Here is a 15,617-nt window from a genome sequence, read left to right as displayed (position 1 = left end):
AATGCCAGATAAAGAAATACAGCGAGAACAGGACAGCGCGGATAACCAGCCACGGTTCATCAGCGCGCACGAAGTCGCGCTCGAGGCAGGCGTGTCACGCTCCGCTGTGTCCCGAACCTTTACGCCTGGCGCCAGTGTTTCGCCCTCAACACGCGAGAAAGTGCTGAAAGCTGCCGAAAAGCTGGGTTATCAGGTCAACGATCTTGCACGCGGTCTTCTTGCCAATCGCAGCCGTATCGTCGGAATGATTGCGGCAGACCCGGATAGTCCTTTTCGCTCCCGCCAGATTGCAGCGCTTTCCCGTCGACTTGCAGCACGTGGCAGTGTGCCGGTGTTGATCCCGACCGGCCAGCATGGAGAAAACCTCTCTGCGGCCCACGAAACGCTGTTGCGCTATCGTGCCGAAGCGACGGTAGTTCTTTCCGGCATGCCCTCGTCGTCATTTGTCGATCTTGCCCAACGAAACGGCCAGACCCTGATCCTCGTCGGACGAACCGAAGAGGGAGCCGATCATATTCACATCAACAATCGACTAGCCGCCGAAACGGCTGTCGAAATTTTCGCGGCACGAGGCATGAAAAAGCTTGGCCTCATAACGTCGAATGTCGGTAGTCTCAATCTGATTGAACGTGAGGAAGCTTTCATCGCCAAAGGCAAAAGCCTTGGATTGAGCGTCAGCGTACAGCGCGGTGACCTGACCGACTATGACGGCGGTTACGGCGCGGCCTCCTTACTCCTCGGCGAGCGAGAGCGCGTCGAAGGCGTGTTTTGCGTCAACGACCTTATGGCTTTCGGCCTGATGGACTGCGCACGCGATGTCTTCAATCTCTCTATTCCTGACGATATTTCGGTTATCGGCTTCGATAATGTCACGGAAGCACGCTGGGGGGCCTACCGGCTGACAACATTCGATCAGAATGCTGAACGCCTTTCCGCCGAAATCATCCGTCTGCTTGACGAGAGACAGGCCGCACCAAATGCGCTGCCTCAGACAGTTGTGCTCGAACTACCGCTCATATTGCGGAACAGCGTCAGGCCACTTAAAAACGAACGCGGCGTTCGAGGGATGCCAAATCAATGACTTTCCACTCCATCTGGTTGCGTCCTGCACGCGATGACCTCAAATTTCTGGAATCCATCGTTGCAGAACTGGCTGGCCACTTTGCTTCGCCCGTATTTGAACCACATGCGACACTTGTACCCGATATGAAACGCTCGGCAGACGAACTGCTGCCGCTGGTGCTCAGCCTTGCGGTTGGTCGCAAACCTCTGGATATTCTCATTGAGAACGTGACCGGAACCGAGGCTTATTTCCGCTCTTTCTACGCCACGCTGCAGAAAACACCTGCACTCATGGCACTGAAACAGGATTCACTAGGTATATCTGGAGAGAACGACATCTCGACTTTCCTTCCACATGTTTCGCTTGCCTATGGCGTTGCTGATCGAGCTTCGCGCGAAACAGAGATGGCTCGCCTAGCAAGATCACTTGCTGGTCGTAATCTACGCTTCGACCGAATGGTGATCGTCAGTTCTTCAAGCGAGACACCAATCGATCAATGGATCGTCAAACACGAAATTTATCTTGCCGGATAGAAAAAGCCTGCCAGTCGGCAGGCTCTCTATACGTCCTCTCGGCTCTAAAGCGGACGCGGATACTGCCTGTAAACCTTTTCGATATCAGTCAGGACATCTTCCGACAGTTTGACTTGATGGGCCGCGATATCGGTCTTCAACTGATCTACAGTCGTTGCACCTATGATGGCCGAGGTCATAAACGGGCGTGTCAGTGTAAAGGCAATCGCCATCTGGGCGATGTCGAGACCGTGCTTCTTCGCAACATCGATATAGGCGCGAATTGCGGGCTCTGAGTGAACATTGTTCCGCCAGATGCCGCCTTCGGAAATGACCGCGCGCGAACCGGCGGGCAACCTGCCGCCCAGATATTTCCCGGTCAGAACGCCAGCTGCAAGCGTCGAATAAGCAAGCAGTCCAACGTCTTCGCAGAGCGCCAGCTCTGCCATGTCAAAATCGAACTGGCGCTGCAGAAGACTATATTCGTTCTGGATTGAGGCGATGCGTGGCAGACTGTGCTGCTCCGCCAACCGAAGCCACTGCATCGTTCCCCAGGCTGTCTCATTGGAAAGACCGATATGCCTGATCTTTCCGTCGCGAACCATGTCTCCGAGCCCGAGCAGAACATCATGCATCTGTTGGGTTTCTGCCGTTCCATCCGTGTTGGACGGATCAAAGCTCCAGCTCTGGCCAAAATGGTAGTGAGCGCGCATCGGCCAATGGACCTGATAGAGGTCAATGTAGTCCGTCTGAAGCCGTTTCAGACTGTTCTCCACCGCCTCGCGAACACTGGTTCGGCTTGGCCTGGCGCCGTCTCGAATCCACTTCTGCCTACCGCCACCGGCGATCTTGCTCGCCAGTACGATCTTGTCACGTTTTCCAGATTTCTTGAACCAACTGCCAATGTAGGTCTCTGTCTTGCCATAGCTTTCTGGACTCATCGGAATGGCATATCCCTCGGCAGTATCAATAAAATTGATACCAGCATCGAGAGCAATGTCGAGCTGCTCATGAGCATCGGACTCGGTATTCTGTACACCCCAGGTCATGGTGCCGAGGCAAATTTCAGTGACAGTAAGGCCGGTACGGCCCAAAGGCTTCATTTTCACGAGAATTTTCCGGATCGATTGTTCGCAACTGCGCGATATGAGAATGGGGCCAATTGATAGCCCCACTCTTCCGTAACTGACAAGCCTGTCACGAAAGTTTTAGATAAAACTATAGAAACCTTTCAGCCGAATAAGGTTTCGGATCGACAAACGGTTCTTCTCCGACAAGCATCTCAGCAAGCAAACGCCCTGTCGCAGGTCCAAGCGTCAAACCGTGATGAGCATGGCCGAAATTGAACCATAGTCCCTTATGTTTTGGCGCCGCCCCAATAACGGGACGCATATCCGGCAAGCAAGGGCGCAATCCAAGCCACGGCGTCGTTTCGATGGCGTCTCCCAACTGGGGCACAAGCTTGCGCGCTATTTTCTCGTCCTTCTTGAGCTGTATATAGTTGGCAGGCGCATCCGGTGAAGCGAACTCTATGCCTGTCGACAGCCGCACACCCTGCACCATTGGGGCAAGAACATAGCCCGCTTCTTCATCCACCACTGTATGACCGAGCCGCGAGCCATCCTTCATGGTGAAATGAAGATGATGACCACGCTTGATGCCAAGCGGGACCGGATAGCCGAATTTTCGGAAGATGAGGCCGGATTGCGGACCAAGCGCCACGACAACATCGCGCGCATGGACGACCGCCTCCTCCGTCGTCACCTGCCAGCCACTCTCATTCTGTGCCAGGCTAACAGCATCTCCGTGAGCAACGACGCCGCCATTCCTGTGGAACAGATCAGCGTAGGCTTTAACCAGCCCACCCGGGTTCACAACAGTCTTGGGGTCAAGCCAGTGAATGCCACCAGCCACATCGCCAAGCGACGGTTCACGCTGGCGCAAGGCTGCCGCATCCAGAATATCATAAGACAGTTTGAAGTGCTGCAAACCGGGCAAACGGCGCACTGCTGCGTCGAATGCAGAAGATGACCGGAACACCTCGATCCATCCTTGCGACCGGATCAACCGTTCACTGCCCGACTGGGTTACCAGAGTATCATGCTCGCGAACACTCGCTTCAATCAAGGGCAGCATGGCATTCGTGGCAGTCATCAACCGCTCTGGCGACGATTCCCGCCAATATTGAAACAGCCAGCGAGCCATCTTCGGTATGTAAAACGGGCTGTAGCGAACGTCTGAGCGACGGTTCATCCCGTACCGCACGAGCGTCCAGAAGCCTTGCGGAAAGGAATAGGGAATGACGCTTGATCGCTCGATCAGACCGGCATTGCCGAAACTGGTACCATTTCCGGGCTCGCCTTTGTCAATCAGGCAGACAGAACGACCTCGCGCCTGCAGATGTAGTGCCGTGGACACGCCAACAATACCGGCGCCCAGAACGATGACATCTTGTTGCTGAATCGGCATTTCCGGCATCCACCAAACCAAACAAATAAACGCGCCGATTGCAGCCGGCGCGTTGTTGCTTACAGCAAAGAGCTGTATCTTTTACAAGCAATCAGTAGATGTCGAAGTCGAAATATTTCTTCACGATCGTGGCATAGGTTCCATCGTCGCGAATTTTCTTGATTGCCGCATTGAACTGTTCGCGTAGATCGTCATCGCCCTGACGGAGCGCAATTCCGGTATCGGTCTGCGTGCCGGGAATATCGCCGATAAGCTTGCAACAATCCGCACCATCACCCTTGATCCAGTCAGAAATCGGGAATTTGTCGGAAACAACCGCATCAAGCCGCCCATTCTTCAGGTCAGCATTGGCTTCGTCGGCAGTCGGGTAAAGCTTAACATCAGCGCCAGCCTTGCCGTAGACATCCTCCGCATAATTGCCCTGCGTCGTCGATCCCTGAGCGCCAACCGACTTTCCCTTGAATGCTTCGGCATCCAGCGATGTGATCGGGCTATCCTTCGACACGGCAACGGAAAGTGGTGTGGAATAGTATTTGTCCGTGAACGCAACTTCCTTCTTGCGCTCTTCCGTGATGCTCATCGATGCAATGACCGCATCGAACTTGTTCGACTTCAGGCCGGGAATCATCCCGTCCCAGTCGTTAGCAACAATCGTGCACTTGGCATCCATCGCCTTGCACAGGGCATTGGCTATTTCGACATCAAGTCCCTGAAGCGAACCGTCCGCCGCCACGAAATTGAAAGGTGGATACGCTCCTTCGGTGGCGATGCGGATTTCTTTCCATTCTTTGGCCTGCGCCGGCAAGGCAGCGATTACAGATGCTACGCCCGCAAATAGGATGGCTTTCAACATAACTATTCCCCTTACTGTTTTGTTATCGTTGTAATTGGCAGGGCACCCCCCGCGAATGGTAGCGTCTGATTTCATGCGCTTGCCATGACTGAAGCACCGGACGCCTTCCACTGCAAGCAGGTTTTGAAGACGCCCGGAGTCTAATTTGTCACATCAATAGATGTCGAAATCGAAATACTTCTTGCGGATCGTTTCGTAGGTGCCGTCGTCACGGATTTTCTTGATTGCGGCGTTGAACTGTTCACGCAGATCGTCGTCACCCTTGCGCAGGGCAACGGCGATCTTCGTTTCAGAACCCGGAATATCACCAAGGAACTTGCAGCAGTTTGCGCCCTGCTTTTTCAGCCAATCTGCGGCGAGGAATTTGTCGGCAGCGATCGCGTCCAGACGACCGCTTTCGAGATCAGCATTGGCTTCGTCAGCCGTCGGGTAAAGCTTCACATCCGCGCCTGCCTTGCCGTAGACATCATCAGCATAGTTGCCCTGCGTGGTGCCAGCCTGTGCGCCAACCGTCTTTCCATCGAATGCCGACGGATCGAGCGAAGTCATATCCGTATCCTTCGGCACGACAACCGCAAGCGGCGTCGTGTAATAGCGCTCGGTGAAGGCAACCTGCTTTTCGCGCTCTTCGGTGATGGCCATCGAAGCGATGACTGCATCGAACTTGTTGGCCTGCAGGCCCGGGATCATGCCGTCCCAATCATTGGCGACAATCGTGCACTTGGCTTCCATCGCTTTGCAAAGCGCATTTGCGATATCAAGATCGAAACCTTCAAGCTTGCCATCTGGAGACATGTAGTTGAACGGCGGATATGCACCTTCGCTGGCGATACGGATTTCTTTCCATTCCTTTGCCTGAACAGGCAAAGCGAGGAAGACGGAGGCCAGACCGGCCAGCAAAACTGATTTCAACATGACTTTCCTACTTCTTTAGAAGCGCACCCGAGAACTGTGAAACGGTTCTCAGTCAAGATGCGCCGGTAGACACACATAAGGCGGAGTAGCACATCCATCCGCCAGTCTGGATTGGGCAATGCGCTTAAACCCGATCCGATTCAATTGCGACTTTGATAGGACAGATTGACTGAATACCAAAACGCAAAAAGGGTCTGCTGCGTACCAGCGCAACAGACCCCGCATTCATGCGGCAGAAGCTATCAGGCAACCATACGTGCGCAATGATCTTCTTGTGCATATGCCTTGCCAAAGCGGTTCGAAAGGAATGCTTCGAGCGTAATGTCTTCCTGGCGGATAAAGCCCTGCTGCGGAAGATCACCCTTGGCCAGCATGTCGAGCACAGCGCAGATCGCCGAAGCCGTGGTAATCTGGATGCCCGAGCGAATGATCTTGCCAACCGGAGCGGCATAAACCTTGTTTGCGTAGGTTTCCTGAACCAGACGGCCGTTCTTGGTGCCGGAAACGGTCACAAAAATCACCACGACGTCCTGAAGAGTCGTCGGCAGGGCATTTTCGAAGATGTCCTTGAGCACTTCACGGCGATGACGCAGGCCGAGATCGTTGAGGAGCGCCTTCATCAGCGCAACGTGACCCGGGTAGCGGATGGTGCGGTAGTTGAGCGTGCGAACTTTGCCTTCCAGCGTTTCGCAGAGCGTGCCGAGGCCACCGGAGGTGTTGAAAGCTTCGTAGGTAACGCCGTCGAGCGAGAACTCTTCGCGTTCTTCGAGAGCAGGAACTTCGCTCAGCTCGCCATTCACGATGGCTTCGCACGGCTCGATATATTCGTTGATGACGCCGTCGGTGCTCCAGGTCAGATTGTAGTTCAGAGCATTCGAAGGGTACTGCGGCAGAGCGCCAACGCGCATACGAACGCTGTCGAGCTTGTCGAAACGCTTCGCCAGATCATAGGCAACGATGGAGATGAATCCAGGAGCAAGGCCACATTGCGGAATGAAAGCGGTCTTGGCTTCCTTCGCCAGTTCCTTGACGCGGCGTGTGCTGGCAACATCTTCGGTCAGGTCGAGATAATGAACACCTGCCTTAGCAGCAGCTTCGGCGATACGGGTCGTCAGATGGAATGGAGCGGCGCTGAGTACAGCGAACTTTCCGGTCAGAGCAGTTTCAAGAGCCTTGGCATCTTCAATATCAAGCGCCTGCGTCTTGACTTCTGCGCCCGATTCCAGTGCATCGAGCTGCGCCTGAGAGCGGTCGACAACGGTAACGGCATACTCGCCTGTGGAAGCGAGAAGATCGGCAATGGTGGCACCGATTTTGCCTGCGCCGACAACTACGATCTCTTTCATATAACTTTCCCCTTGGAATGCAATTCGGATATGCAAGAATCGCATAGTTCTATGCAAAAAGAAGCATACAAACTGACGATATGACGTTGTTTGTTTGCACATATTGACGTATTTAATATGCATTATGACGACAGAAGCCGATCTTACCCTCATCGCCCTCCTCCGTGAAAATGCCCGCGCCTCGACAGCTGACCTCGCACGGCGCCTCGGAGTGTCCCGAACTACTGTCCAAAGCCGCATCGAAAAGCTTGAGAAACGCGGAGTTATAGAGGGCTACACGGTACGAATCGCACCGGAATTCGAGCGTGATCTGGTTCGCGCTCATGTACTGGTGACCGCACTACCCAAGCTCGCGCCCAAAGTCGAAACAGTTCTGCGCGGCATGATGGCCGTTCGCTCGCTCCATTCCGTCAGCGGGCATTTCGATATGATCGCCGTTGTGGAAGCTCCTTCTATACAGGAACTCGACGCCGTTCTGGATCGTATAGGCGCGCTGGAAGGCGTTGAGCGCACGATGTCATCCATCATCCTTTCGACGCGGATCGATCGCTGAGGCACAAAGATTAGTACGGCAGCAAACGAGATCCCTCGCACCTATCAGATGGAGATTGCTCCACTGGAGCGCTTTCGGCGAAAGAGCATCGCCGCAAGGCCTAAAAGCACGGTGCCTGCGATGAACAAAAATGCTGCGGCAGCGATAGCCGGACTGATATTTTCTCGAATTGTCGAAAACATCTGGCGTGCCAAAGTACGCTGATTTGGACCAGCGACGAACAGCGTCAGCACAACCTCGTCCAATGAAGTCGCGAACGCCAATACTGCACCAGACGCGATGCCCGGCATGGCGAGCGGAAGTGTGACTTTACGAAAAACTGTCAGAGGCGATGCGCCAAGGCTTTCGGCTGCCAATTCAACACGGCGGTCGATACCTGCCAGAGCACCCGTAACGCTCACCAGAACAAAGGGGATCGAAATCACTGTATGCGCAACAATCACACCGAGATAGGAATTCGCTATTCCGAGCCGGACAAACAATAGCTGCATACCGACGCCCATAACCACGGCGGGAACGACCATGGGCAACAGGAACAAAGTTTTAATGGGGCCTAAAAGAAACAAAATCCTGCTGCGCAGGCCAAGTGCTGCCATCGTTCCCAGCACAGTCGCCAAAATCGTTGTTCCTGATCCGATAATAAGGCTGTTGACGATTGCGCGCCGCCAGACATCCGCCGTGGCGAGTTCTTCAAACCAGCGCACTGACCAGCCGGGCACTGGATAGGTCAGAAACACGCTGGATGTGAATGCAAGTGGAAGAATTGCAAACAGCGGAGCAATCAAAAAGACCACCGCGGCCACACCGAACAGGATTTTCGCGAAACGCCCCATGTTCATGCTCTCCCCCGCTCGTCAGCGGTGAGCCGTCCGTAAACGGCATAGAGTACGAGACAGGCGACGAGCAACACGAGCCCCAATGCACCAGCCATACCCCAGTTGGCCGAACCGGTTGCGTAATAGGCGATGATCGAGCTTATCATCTGGTCGCCCGGTCCACCGATCAGAGCCGGAGTTATATAGTAGCCAATAGCGCTCATGAACACGAGCAGCATGCCAGACAGGATGCCACGCATACTTAAAGGCAGTAGTACCCGCACGAAAGCCCTCCAAGGCGGTGCGCCGAGCGATGCAGCAGCCGGCATGAGATTGCTCGGGATCGATACAAGAACGCTATAAATCGGCAGCACCATGAACGGCAAAAGTACATGGGTCATGGCTATCACTACCCCTGCCCTGTTGAAGATCAACGGTAGCGGTCCATCGGTGACGCCAAGCCAGATCAACGTATCGTTGATAAGTCCCTTATCCTGTAGAAGAATGAACCAGGCAGCAGTACGCACCAGCAATGATGTCCACAACGGCAACAGAACTGCCGCAAAAAGCACACTCCTGATCCAGCCTGAGGATGATGTGAGCAAGACGGCATAGGGATAGCCAATTATTGCACAGGCAAGTGTCACCAGCGCGGCAATCCAGAACGTGCGCAGCATAATCGCCCGGTTGGCCGATGTACCGGGCGCCATTGAAACAATTTTTCCGGATGTATCGCGCTCCATATCGACCGCCGCGAGCAGGTTTCGATCAGTTGTTGGTGAAAGCGCATTCGCAATAGCATGCCAAAACTCCGGTCGGCTCCATCGTTTGTCGATCATTTCCAGGTCAGGAACAGGATCGCCCTTCTCGATGGCTGAAAGTGTTTTGCTCATCAAGGTACGAAAGCCCGATTGGGCGCTGTTCAAGCGGCGGACCATGTCGCCTACGGCCTGCTGGTCGGTCGAAGCCTTCAGGTCTGCCACGAGCGCCTGTTTCATTTCAGGTGATGGAGCCGATTGTCCGTCCCAAAGAGTTACAGCCTCGGCGGTCTGGGGGAGAACACGCAAAACCGCCGTATCGGACACGGCCTGTTTCATCATCACCCCAAGTGGCCACAGAAAAAACAAGACAATGAAAACAAGCAGGGGCGCGATCAGAAATATCGCTCGGACAGTTTTGCCGAATGGAACCGTCATGCTGCAATAGTCCAGCAATCAGCAGCATTGAACCCCGCTACGACATCTGTTCCAGCCGCCCATTCACGCGCTTTCCTGTCAAGACGCACAATAAAGTCATGAGCACTGGCATCCAGCTGGATACGCAGATGGTCCCCTTGATAGACACTGTCGATCACACGTGTTTTAAGAAGATTGTCTGAACCACCTTCCCCGCCCAGTTCGATGCGCTCGGGCCGGATGGACAGAAGAACTTTCTGTCCCGCCCCCAACGTTCCCTTCGATGATGCGGTTAGTGTGCCGCCATCCTTCAGACGAATGAAAGCGCTCGTACCTTCCACCCGCTCGACCGTTCCTTCAGCAAGATTGGTTTCGCCTATAAATTCGGCGACGAAACGGGTCTGCGGCTCATCATAAATTGCACGCGGCGTGCCAATCTGTTCGATTTTTCCTTTGTTGAAGACAGCGATCCGGTCCGACATAGTCAGCGCTTCGCTTTGATCATGGGTGACAAAGACAATCGTCAGTCCTAACCGGCCATGCAACGCACGAATGTCAAGTTGCATCTGTTCACGCAGCTGCTTGTCGAGCGCGCCAAGCGGCTCGTCCATCAGGACCACGCCCGGCTCGAAAACCAGTGCACGGGCGAGCGCCACGCGTTGTTGCTGTCCGCCAGAGAGTTGCGATGGCTTGCGTTCACGCATTGTGGAGAGCTGAACCATATCGAGCACCTTATCCACCAGCTTGCCAATCTCTGCTTTCCCAACACCTCGCATCTGAAGCGGAAAGGCGACATTCTCGCCAACTGTCATATGGGGGAAAAGCGCGTAGTTCTGAAAAACCACTCCCATGTTGCGCTTGTATGAAGGAACCGTATTGATTGCCTTGCCATCGACATGGATTGCTCCACTGCTTGGACTTTCAAACCCGGCAAGCATCATCAAAAGCGTCGTCTTGCCTGAACCGGAAGGACCAAGAAGGCTCACGAATTCACCTCGATCAATATCGAGGTTCAAACCATCTATAACTTTGAAATCACCGTAGGATTTGCTGATATTCTCGAAGCGGATGCGGCAGTCCGTCAATGAATCACTCCATCTTCCGGAAAACAGGGAAACCCCGCCGATATTGCACCGACGGGGCCATGACTGTGAATTATTGCGCCAGCCAGGCGTTGAAGCGCTTCGTCAACTCTTCGGAATTATCGATCCAGAAATCCACGTTAAGAGGAAGGGCGTCTTTCAGATTGGCTTCCGCCGTTGGAAGATCCGATGCGAATTCCGCAGGCACCTTGCTTGCAGCTTCCTTGTTCGGCAGACCGTAAGCGACATATTTCGGCAGCTTCACCTGATTGTCGGGCTGGCTGGCAAAAGCAATGAAATCCAGCCCTGCATCCTTGTTCTCGGCATCTTTCAGGATCACCCAGCTATCGACAGCATAAATGCTGCCCGGCCAGACCACCTTGAAGTTCTTGCCTTCGCTCCTGTTTATGCCCGTGATGCGCCCATTATAAGCTGATGCCATCACAACTTCATCCGAGGCCAGCAATTGCAGTGGTTGTGCCCCTGCTTCCCACCAGACGATATTCGGCTTCAATTCATCAAGTTTTTTGAACGCGCGATCCACGCCCTCCGGGGTTGAGAGCACATCATAGACCTCATCCTTGCTGACCCCGTCGGCGAGGAGAGCGAATTCAAGCGTATACTTGGCACCCTTACGCAAGGAGCGCTTGCCTGGAAACTTCTTCACATCCCAGAAATCAGCCCAGGATTGTGGGCCATCTTTCAGCTTGTCCGCATTATAGGCGATTGCTGTCGACCACACGATTGCCCCTACACCGCAATCATTGACCGCACTGTCGAGGAACTTGTCCTTGCCGCCAACCTTGTCCCAATCAATCTTCTCGTAAAGACCGTCAGCACAGCCGAGAGCAAGTTCTTCGGCTTCTACCTGCACGACATCCCAGTTGGGTTTTCCTGCTTTCACCTTCGCCTGAACGACGCCGTAACCACCGTCCCAGGATTCATCTAGCAAAGGTTTGCCGGTCTTCTCGGAAAAAGGTTTGAAGTAAATTTCACGCTGGGCGTCCTGATAGTTGCCACCCCAAGACACGACCGTCAGGTCGCGAGCAGCAGCGGAGCCAGTATAAAGTGCGGTTGCGAGGAGTCCGCCCATCAGGGCAAGGCGAGCAATTTTCATCGACATGTTCCCCATTTTGGTTCGGCGGGTTGTTCCCGCCGTTGTGTAATGAGGTCATGCTAACTTGATCGGTAGTCGTGGGCAATATTGTAGTCGCCCAACAATGCAAAAGTAGTATCTGCCCAGCTAGATGTGACAAATCCGGGCGGGAAAGCACCCGGATATGTGATCTAGTTATTGTCAGACGCGTTCCAGCGCAATGGCGATCCCCTGCCCGACGCCGATGCACATCGTTGCAAGAGCGTATTTGCCGCCATTGAGCGCGAGTTCGAGCGCCGCCGTACCCGCGATACGCGCCCCGGACATGCCGAGCGGATGCCCGAGCGCAATACCACCACCGTTCGGATTGACGCGTTCATCGTCATCAGCAATTCCAAGATCGCGCAACACTGCCAGTCCCTGCGACGCAAATGCTTCGTTCAGTTCAATCACATCGAATGCATCGGGTGCGATACCAATACGTGCAGATAGTTTCTTTGTCGCCGGAGCGGGACCAATACCCATGATGCGCGGAGGAACACCCGCCGTGGCGCCGCCCATAATATGGGCAATCGGTGTGAGGCCGTATTTCTTGATGGCTGCTTCAGATGCGATGATAAGCGCGGCAGCTCCATCATTGACACCGGAAGCGTTACCCGCCGTCACAGTGCCCCCCTCACGAAAGGGTGTGCCCAACTTCGCCAGTGCTTCCAGGCTCGTGGCGCGAGGGTGTTCATCCTTAACGACAACGACCGGATCGCCCTTGCGTTGCGAGATCGTGACCGCAACGATTTCCTTTGCAAGGCGTCCATTGGCTTGCGCGGCTGCCGCCTTTTCCTGACTGCGAAGTGCAAAAGCGTCCTGATCCTGCCGCGAGACGTTGAAATCTTCGGCAACATTTTCACCCGTTTCAGGCATAGAATCGACACCATACTGTTTCTTCATCAAAGGGTTGATGAACCGCCAGCCGATTGTGGTATCGAAGATTTCCGCCTTGCGTGAAAATGCAATGTCGGCCTTAGGCATGACAAAGGGGGCGCGGCTCATGCTCTCCACACCGCCAGCAACGAGCAGTTCCGCCTCACCAGCCCTGATAGCGCGTGCAGCCGTTATGACTGCATCCATCCCGGAACCGCAGAGACGGTTGATCGTCGTTCCAGACACTCCTACCGGCAGCCCGGCCAGAAGCAGCGACATGCGCGCAACATTGCGGTTGTCTTCCCCCGCCTGATTGGCCGAGCCAAAAATCACATCGTCGACAGCTTCCCAATCGACGGAACCATTACGCTCCATAAGCGCTTTCAGCGGAATGGCGCCGAGATCGTCGGCACGCACGGAAGAAAGCGCGCCGCCATAACGACCAATGGGAGTGCGAATGTAATCGCAGATATAGGCTTCACTCATTACATGGTCTCACAATTCGGGAACAACGAGATCGGCGACCGGGCCGTCGACATGCAGCTTTGCGCCGGTCATGGCTTGAAGGTCTTCCAGCGTCATGGCGGCCAGCTTTTCACGCAACACGAAACGCCCCTTGTCGATATCGATCACAGCATGGCTGGTATAGATGCGGGTGATACATGCGACGCCGGTTAGCGGAAAAGTGCACTTTTCAACCAGCTTCGGTTCACCCTTCTTCGTTACATGCTCGGTGATGACGACAACTTGCTTCGCACCATGTACCAGATCCATCGCACCGCCCACTGCGGGCACGCCTTTGGCGCCAACACGCCAATTGGCGAGATCACCGTTCTGGGCAACCTGATAGGCGCCGAGAATCGCGACATCGAGATGTCCGCCGCGCACCATCGCGAAACTATCGGCATGATGGAAAAATGCCGCGCCGGGCTTTAGCGTAACAGCCTTCTTGCCAGCATTGATCAGGTCCCAGTCTTCCTCACCTGCTGGCGGCGCTTCACCGAAATCCAGAACGCCATTTTCCGTGTGAAAAATCGCTTCGCGTCCTTCCGGTTGATAGCGGGCGACCATTTCGGGAAAGCCAATTCCAAGATTTACATAGGCACCATCCTGAATATCCTGCGCGGCGCGCCATGCGATCTGGGCGTTGGACAGTTTGATGTCATCATGAATATCAATCATCATACGTAGGTCACTCCAGCACGAATGAGCTCTTCTTCTTGCTGCGGATTTGCAACTTCAACGACACTGTCGACGAAGATACCCGGCGTGATGATATTTTCCGGCTCAATGCCGTCGAGCGGAACGATTTCCGATACCTGAACAATCGTCCTTGCAGCAGCCATACACATGAGTGGATTGAAATTACGCGCAGCCATGCGGTAGGTCAGATTGCCGTGCGTATCGCCAAGATGCGCTTTAATGAGCGCAAAATCAGCTTTCAGCCAACGCTCCTGCACATAAGGTCGTCCATCAAATTCAGCTATTACCTTGCCTTCGGCGAGTTCCGTGCCATAGGCTGTCGGCGTGTAGAACGCCGGGATACCAGCGCCACCTGCCCGGATACGCTCAGCAAGCGTTCCTTGCGGTACAAGTTCCAGATCGATTTCACCGGCAATATATTTGTCCGTGAAAGCGCGCGGATCGGAAGACCGCGGGAATGAACAGATCATCTTGCGAACCATCCCGGCATCAATCATTGCCGCGATGCCGATGCGCCCATTGCCCGCATTATTGTTGATCACCGTCAAGTTCTTCGGCCCCTTATCGATCAGGGCATGGATCAATTCTATTGGCGCGCCTGAGCCACCGAACCCCCCGATCATGACCGTAGCGCCATCGCCTATTCCGGCAACAGCCTCGGCCAGACTTCCGATTGTCTTGTCCATTTTACCTCCATACCAGAGCGTTCGAGCTTCGTGCTTGAGCGTCCGGTCGCAATCGCACTGGAGTTAGCCACCTCGTCGGCAAAGGGTCAAACATTTTGTGCGATAATTGACATTTGTTCATATATCGCACAAATTATCTACTCAAATTGAGAGGGATTTCATGCGCGAAACAGATTTCATCGGAGGTTTTGCAAAGGGATTGAAGGTCATCGAAGCGTTCGGTGAAGACCAACCACGTCTTTCAATAGCGGACGTTTCAAAAATAACTGGTCTCGATCGTGCAACCGCACGACGGTGCCTGCTGACACTAACCGAGCTCGAATATGCTGAGTATGACGGCAAGTTCTTCATGCTTCTGCCCAAAATTCTTCGGCTCGGGCATGCCTATCTATCTTCGACGCCATTGCCGACAATTATCCAGCCGCATCTGGACCGGCTCTCTGATGCCGTAGGAGAGAGCGCATCCGCATCCGTTCTGGATGGAACGGAAATTGTTTACATCGCGCGCGCCTCACAAATGCGCGTGATTTCCATCAACTTGATGGCGGGAAGCAGGCTTCCAGCCTACTGTGCTTCGATGGGGCGTGTGCTTCTGGCCTGGCTTCATGAACCCGAGGCTCAGGTGCTTCTCGAGCGCACTGAACGGAAAGCTTTGACACCATTTACAAAGGTGGAAATTGCCCCGCTGATGACAGAACTCTCCATTATTCGTGGTCAAGGTTATGCAATTAACGATCAGGAACTGGAGATCGGACTACGCTCCATCGCTGTTCCTGTTTTCAATCATCGAGGTTTAGTAGTTGCGGCGCTCAACATCGGGGCACCCGTGGCACATGTCGAAACAATTGACCTTGTGGAACGCTTCCTGCCTGCAATGCTTCAAGTCCAGTTGGATCTACGCAATTTGCTGAGATGACCGCAGAGAATGAAA

At 54.2% G+C, this 15,617-nt stretch carries 16 protein-coding genes; 4 read left to right on the top strand and 12 right to left on the bottom strand.

Features of this window, described 5'->3' with window-relative positions; genetic code table 11:
- The first annotated feature begins 1 nt into the window (after nucleotide 1).
- Complete coding sequence (locus KWJ32_RS02620) at nucleotides 2-1,081, top strand: LacI family DNA-binding transcriptional regulator (RefSeq protein WP_012093084.1); 1,080 nt, start codon at nucleotides 2-4, stop codon at nucleotides 1,079-1,081.
- The gene (locus tag KWJ32_RS02615; protein WP_012093085.1) at nucleotides 1,078-1,596 is read left to right on the top strand and encodes a haloacid dehalogenase; all 519 of its coding nucleotides are present in this window, start codon (nucleotides 1,078-1,080) and stop codon (nucleotides 1,594-1,596) included. Before KWJ32_RS02620 ends, KWJ32_RS02615 begins: the two co-directional genes overlap by 4 nt.
- Nucleotides 1,597-1,640: 44 nt before the next feature.
- On the opposite strand, the gene KWJ32_RS02610 is transcribed toward KWJ32_RS02615, so the two are convergent.
- The 5 genes from KWJ32_RS02610 to KWJ32_RS02590 form a co-directional block, all read right to left on the bottom strand.
- Complete coding sequence (locus tag KWJ32_RS02610) at nucleotides 1,641-2,678, bottom strand: aldo/keto reductase (RefSeq protein WP_012093086.1); 1,038 nt, start codon at nucleotides 2,676-2,678, stop codon at nucleotides 1,641-1,643.
- 115 nt (nucleotides 2,679-2,793) lie between these two features.
- Nucleotides 2,794-4,044, bottom strand: a complete 1,251-nt coding sequence (locus KWJ32_RS02605) for an FAD-binding oxidoreductase (RefSeq protein WP_012093087.1) — start codon at nucleotides 4,042-4,044, stop codon at nucleotides 2,794-2,796.
- Between the two features lie 91 nt (nucleotides 4,045-4,135).
- Nucleotides 4,136-4,897, bottom strand: a complete 762-nt coding sequence (locus KWJ32_RS02600) for an ABC transporter substrate-binding protein (RefSeq protein WP_010658897.1) — start codon at nucleotides 4,895-4,897, stop codon at nucleotides 4,136-4,138.
- Between the two features lie 153 nt (nucleotides 4,898-5,050).
- Nucleotides 5,051-5,812 carry an ABC transporter substrate-binding protein gene (locus KWJ32_RS02595; protein WP_010658898.1) on the bottom strand — a complete coding sequence of 254 codons (762 nt, stop codon included), beginning with the start codon at nucleotides 5,810-5,812 and terminating at the stop codon, nucleotides 5,051-5,053.
- A 242-nt stretch (nucleotides 5,813-6,054) separates the two neighbouring features.
- The gene (locus KWJ32_RS02590) at nucleotides 6,055-7,158 is read right to left on the bottom strand and encodes a saccharopine dehydrogenase family protein (protein WP_010658899.1); all 1,104 of its coding nucleotides are present in this window, start codon (nucleotides 7,156-7,158) and stop codon (nucleotides 6,055-6,057) included.
- Between the two features lie 124 nt (nucleotides 7,159-7,282).
- Here KWJ32_RS02590 and KWJ32_RS02585 point away from each other — a divergent pair, with 124 nt between their 5' ends.
- Nucleotides 7,283-7,711 carry an Lrp/AsnC family transcriptional regulator gene (locus KWJ32_RS02585; protein ID WP_012093088.1) on the top strand — a complete coding sequence of 143 codons (429 nt, stop codon included), beginning with the start codon at nucleotides 7,283-7,285 and terminating at the stop codon, nucleotides 7,709-7,711.
- Nucleotides 7,712-7,755: 44 nt separating this feature from the next.
- Here the strand turns inward: KWJ32_RS02585 and KWJ32_RS02580 are convergent, their stop codons facing one another.
- The 7 genes from KWJ32_RS02580 to KWJ32_RS02550 all read right to left on the bottom strand — a co-directional run bounded on the left by KWJ32_RS02580 (nucleotide 7,756) and on the right by KWJ32_RS02550 (nucleotide 14,686).
- Nucleotides 7,756-8,544 (bottom strand): ABC transporter permease, encoded by a 789-nt coding sequence (locus KWJ32_RS02580; RefSeq protein WP_041545674.1) that lies wholly within the window; start codon nucleotides 8,542-8,544, stop codon nucleotides 7,756-7,758.
- 2 nt (nucleotides 8,545-8,546) lie between these two features.
- The gene (locus KWJ32_RS02575; protein WP_012093090.1) at nucleotides 8,547-9,722 is read right to left on the bottom strand and encodes an ABC transporter permease; all 1,176 of its coding nucleotides are present in this window, start codon (nucleotides 9,720-9,722) and stop codon (nucleotides 8,547-8,549) included.
- Nucleotides 9,719-10,786, bottom strand: a complete 1,068-nt coding sequence (locus KWJ32_RS02570; protein ID WP_012093091.1) for an ABC transporter ATP-binding protein — start codon at nucleotides 10,784-10,786, stop codon at nucleotides 9,719-9,721. The genes KWJ32_RS02575 and KWJ32_RS02570 overlap by 4 nt, the downstream gene beginning before the upstream one ends.
- 70 nt (nucleotides 10,787-10,856) lie before the next feature.
- Entirely contained in the window at nucleotides 10,857-11,900 is a 1,044-nt protein-coding gene (locus KWJ32_RS02565) for an ABC transporter substrate-binding protein (RefSeq protein ID WP_012093092.1), read from the bottom strand.
- Nucleotides 11,901-12,080: 180 nt separating this feature from the next.
- Nucleotides 12,081-13,283, bottom strand: a complete 1,203-nt coding sequence (gene pcaF / locus KWJ32_RS02560; protein WP_012093093.1) for a 3-oxoadipyl-CoA thiolase — start codon at nucleotides 13,281-13,283, stop codon at nucleotides 12,081-12,083.
- 9 nt (nucleotides 13,284-13,292) lie between these two features.
- Nucleotides 13,293-13,982 carry a CoA transferase subunit B gene (locus KWJ32_RS02555; RefSeq protein ID WP_012093094.1) on the bottom strand — a complete coding sequence of 230 codons (690 nt, stop codon included), beginning with the start codon at nucleotides 13,980-13,982 and terminating at the stop codon, nucleotides 13,293-13,295.
- On the bottom strand, nucleotides 13,979-14,686 hold the full coding sequence (locus KWJ32_RS02550; RefSeq protein WP_012093095.1) for a 3-oxoacid CoA-transferase subunit A: 708 nt from the start codon (nucleotides 14,684-14,686) through the stop codon (nucleotides 13,979-13,981). The genes KWJ32_RS02555 and KWJ32_RS02550 overlap by 4 nt, the downstream gene beginning before the upstream one ends.
- 160 nt (nucleotides 14,687-14,846) lie before the next feature.
- On the opposite strand from KWJ32_RS02550, the gene KWJ32_RS02545 reads away from it, so the two are divergent.
- On the top strand, nucleotides 14,847-15,602 hold the full coding sequence (locus KWJ32_RS02545) for an IclR family transcriptional regulator (protein WP_010658908.1): 756 nt from the start codon (nucleotides 14,847-14,849) through the stop codon (nucleotides 15,600-15,602).
- Nucleotides 15,603-15,617: the final 15 nt, after the last annotated feature.

The sequence above is a fragment of the Ochrobactrum sp. BTU2 genome, from assembly GCF_024539785.1.
Taxonomy (GTDB): domain Bacteria; phylum Pseudomonadota; class Alphaproteobacteria; order Rhizobiales; family Rhizobiaceae; genus Brucella; species Brucella anthropi.
This window is presented reverse-complemented; position numbering and strand designations above follow the sequence as displayed.

Bases quoted from the DNA above. Each gene is read 5' to 3' on its own strand.
- KWJ32_RS02620 (WP_012093084.1), top strand. From the start codon at position 2: ATGCCAGATAAAGAAATACAGCGAGAACAGGACAGCGCGGATAACCAG.
- KWJ32_RS02615 (WP_012093085.1), top strand. From the start codon at position 1,078: ATGACTTTCCACTCCATCTGGTTGCGTCCTGCACGCGATGACCTCAAA.
- KWJ32_RS02610 (WP_012093086.1), bottom strand. From the start codon at position 2,678: ATGAAGCCTTTGGGCCGTACCGGCCTTACTGTCACTGAAATTTGCCTC.
- KWJ32_RS02605 (WP_012093087.1), bottom strand. From the start codon at position 4,044: ATGCCGATTCAGCAACAAGATGTCATCGTTCTGGGCGCCGGTATTGTT.
- KWJ32_RS02600 (WP_010658897.1), bottom strand. From the start codon at position 4,897: ATGTTGAAAGCCATCCTATTTGCGGGCGTAGCATCTGTAATCGCTGCC.
- KWJ32_RS02595 (WP_010658898.1), bottom strand. From the start codon at position 5,812: ATGTTGAAATCAGTTTTGCTGGCCGGTCTGGCCTCCGTCTTCCTCGCT.
- KWJ32_RS02590 (WP_010658899.1), bottom strand. From the start codon at position 7,158: ATGAAAGAGATCGTAGTTGTCGGCGCAGGCAAAATCGGTGCCACCATT.
- KWJ32_RS02585 (WP_012093088.1), top strand. From the start codon at position 7,283: ATGACGACAGAAGCCGATCTTACCCTCATCGCCCTCCTCCGTGAAAAT.
- KWJ32_RS02580 (WP_041545674.1), bottom strand. From the start codon at position 8,544: ATGGGGCGTTTCGCGAAAATCCTGTTCGGTGTGGCCGCGGTGGTCTTT.
- KWJ32_RS02575 (WP_012093090.1), bottom strand. From the start codon at position 9,722: ATGACGGTTCCATTCGGCAAAACTGTCCGAGCGATATTTCTGATCGCG.
- KWJ32_RS02565 (WP_012093092.1), bottom strand. From the start codon at position 11,900: ATGAAAATTGCTCGCCTTGCCCTGATGGGCGGACTCCTCGCAACCGCA.
- pcaF (WP_012093093.1), bottom strand. From the start codon at position 13,283: ATGAGTGAAGCCTATATCTGCGATTACATTCGCACTCCCATTGGTCGT.
- KWJ32_RS02555 (WP_012093094.1), bottom strand. From the start codon at position 13,982: ATGATGATTGATATTCATGATGACATCAAACTGTCCAACGCCCAGATC.
- KWJ32_RS02550 (WP_012093095.1), bottom strand. From the start codon at position 14,686: ATGGACAAGACAATCGGAAGTCTGGCCGAGGCTGTTGCCGGAATAGGC.
- KWJ32_RS02545 (WP_010658908.1), top strand. From the start codon at position 14,847: ATGCGCGAAACAGATTTCATCGGAGGTTTTGCAAAGGGATTGAAGGTC.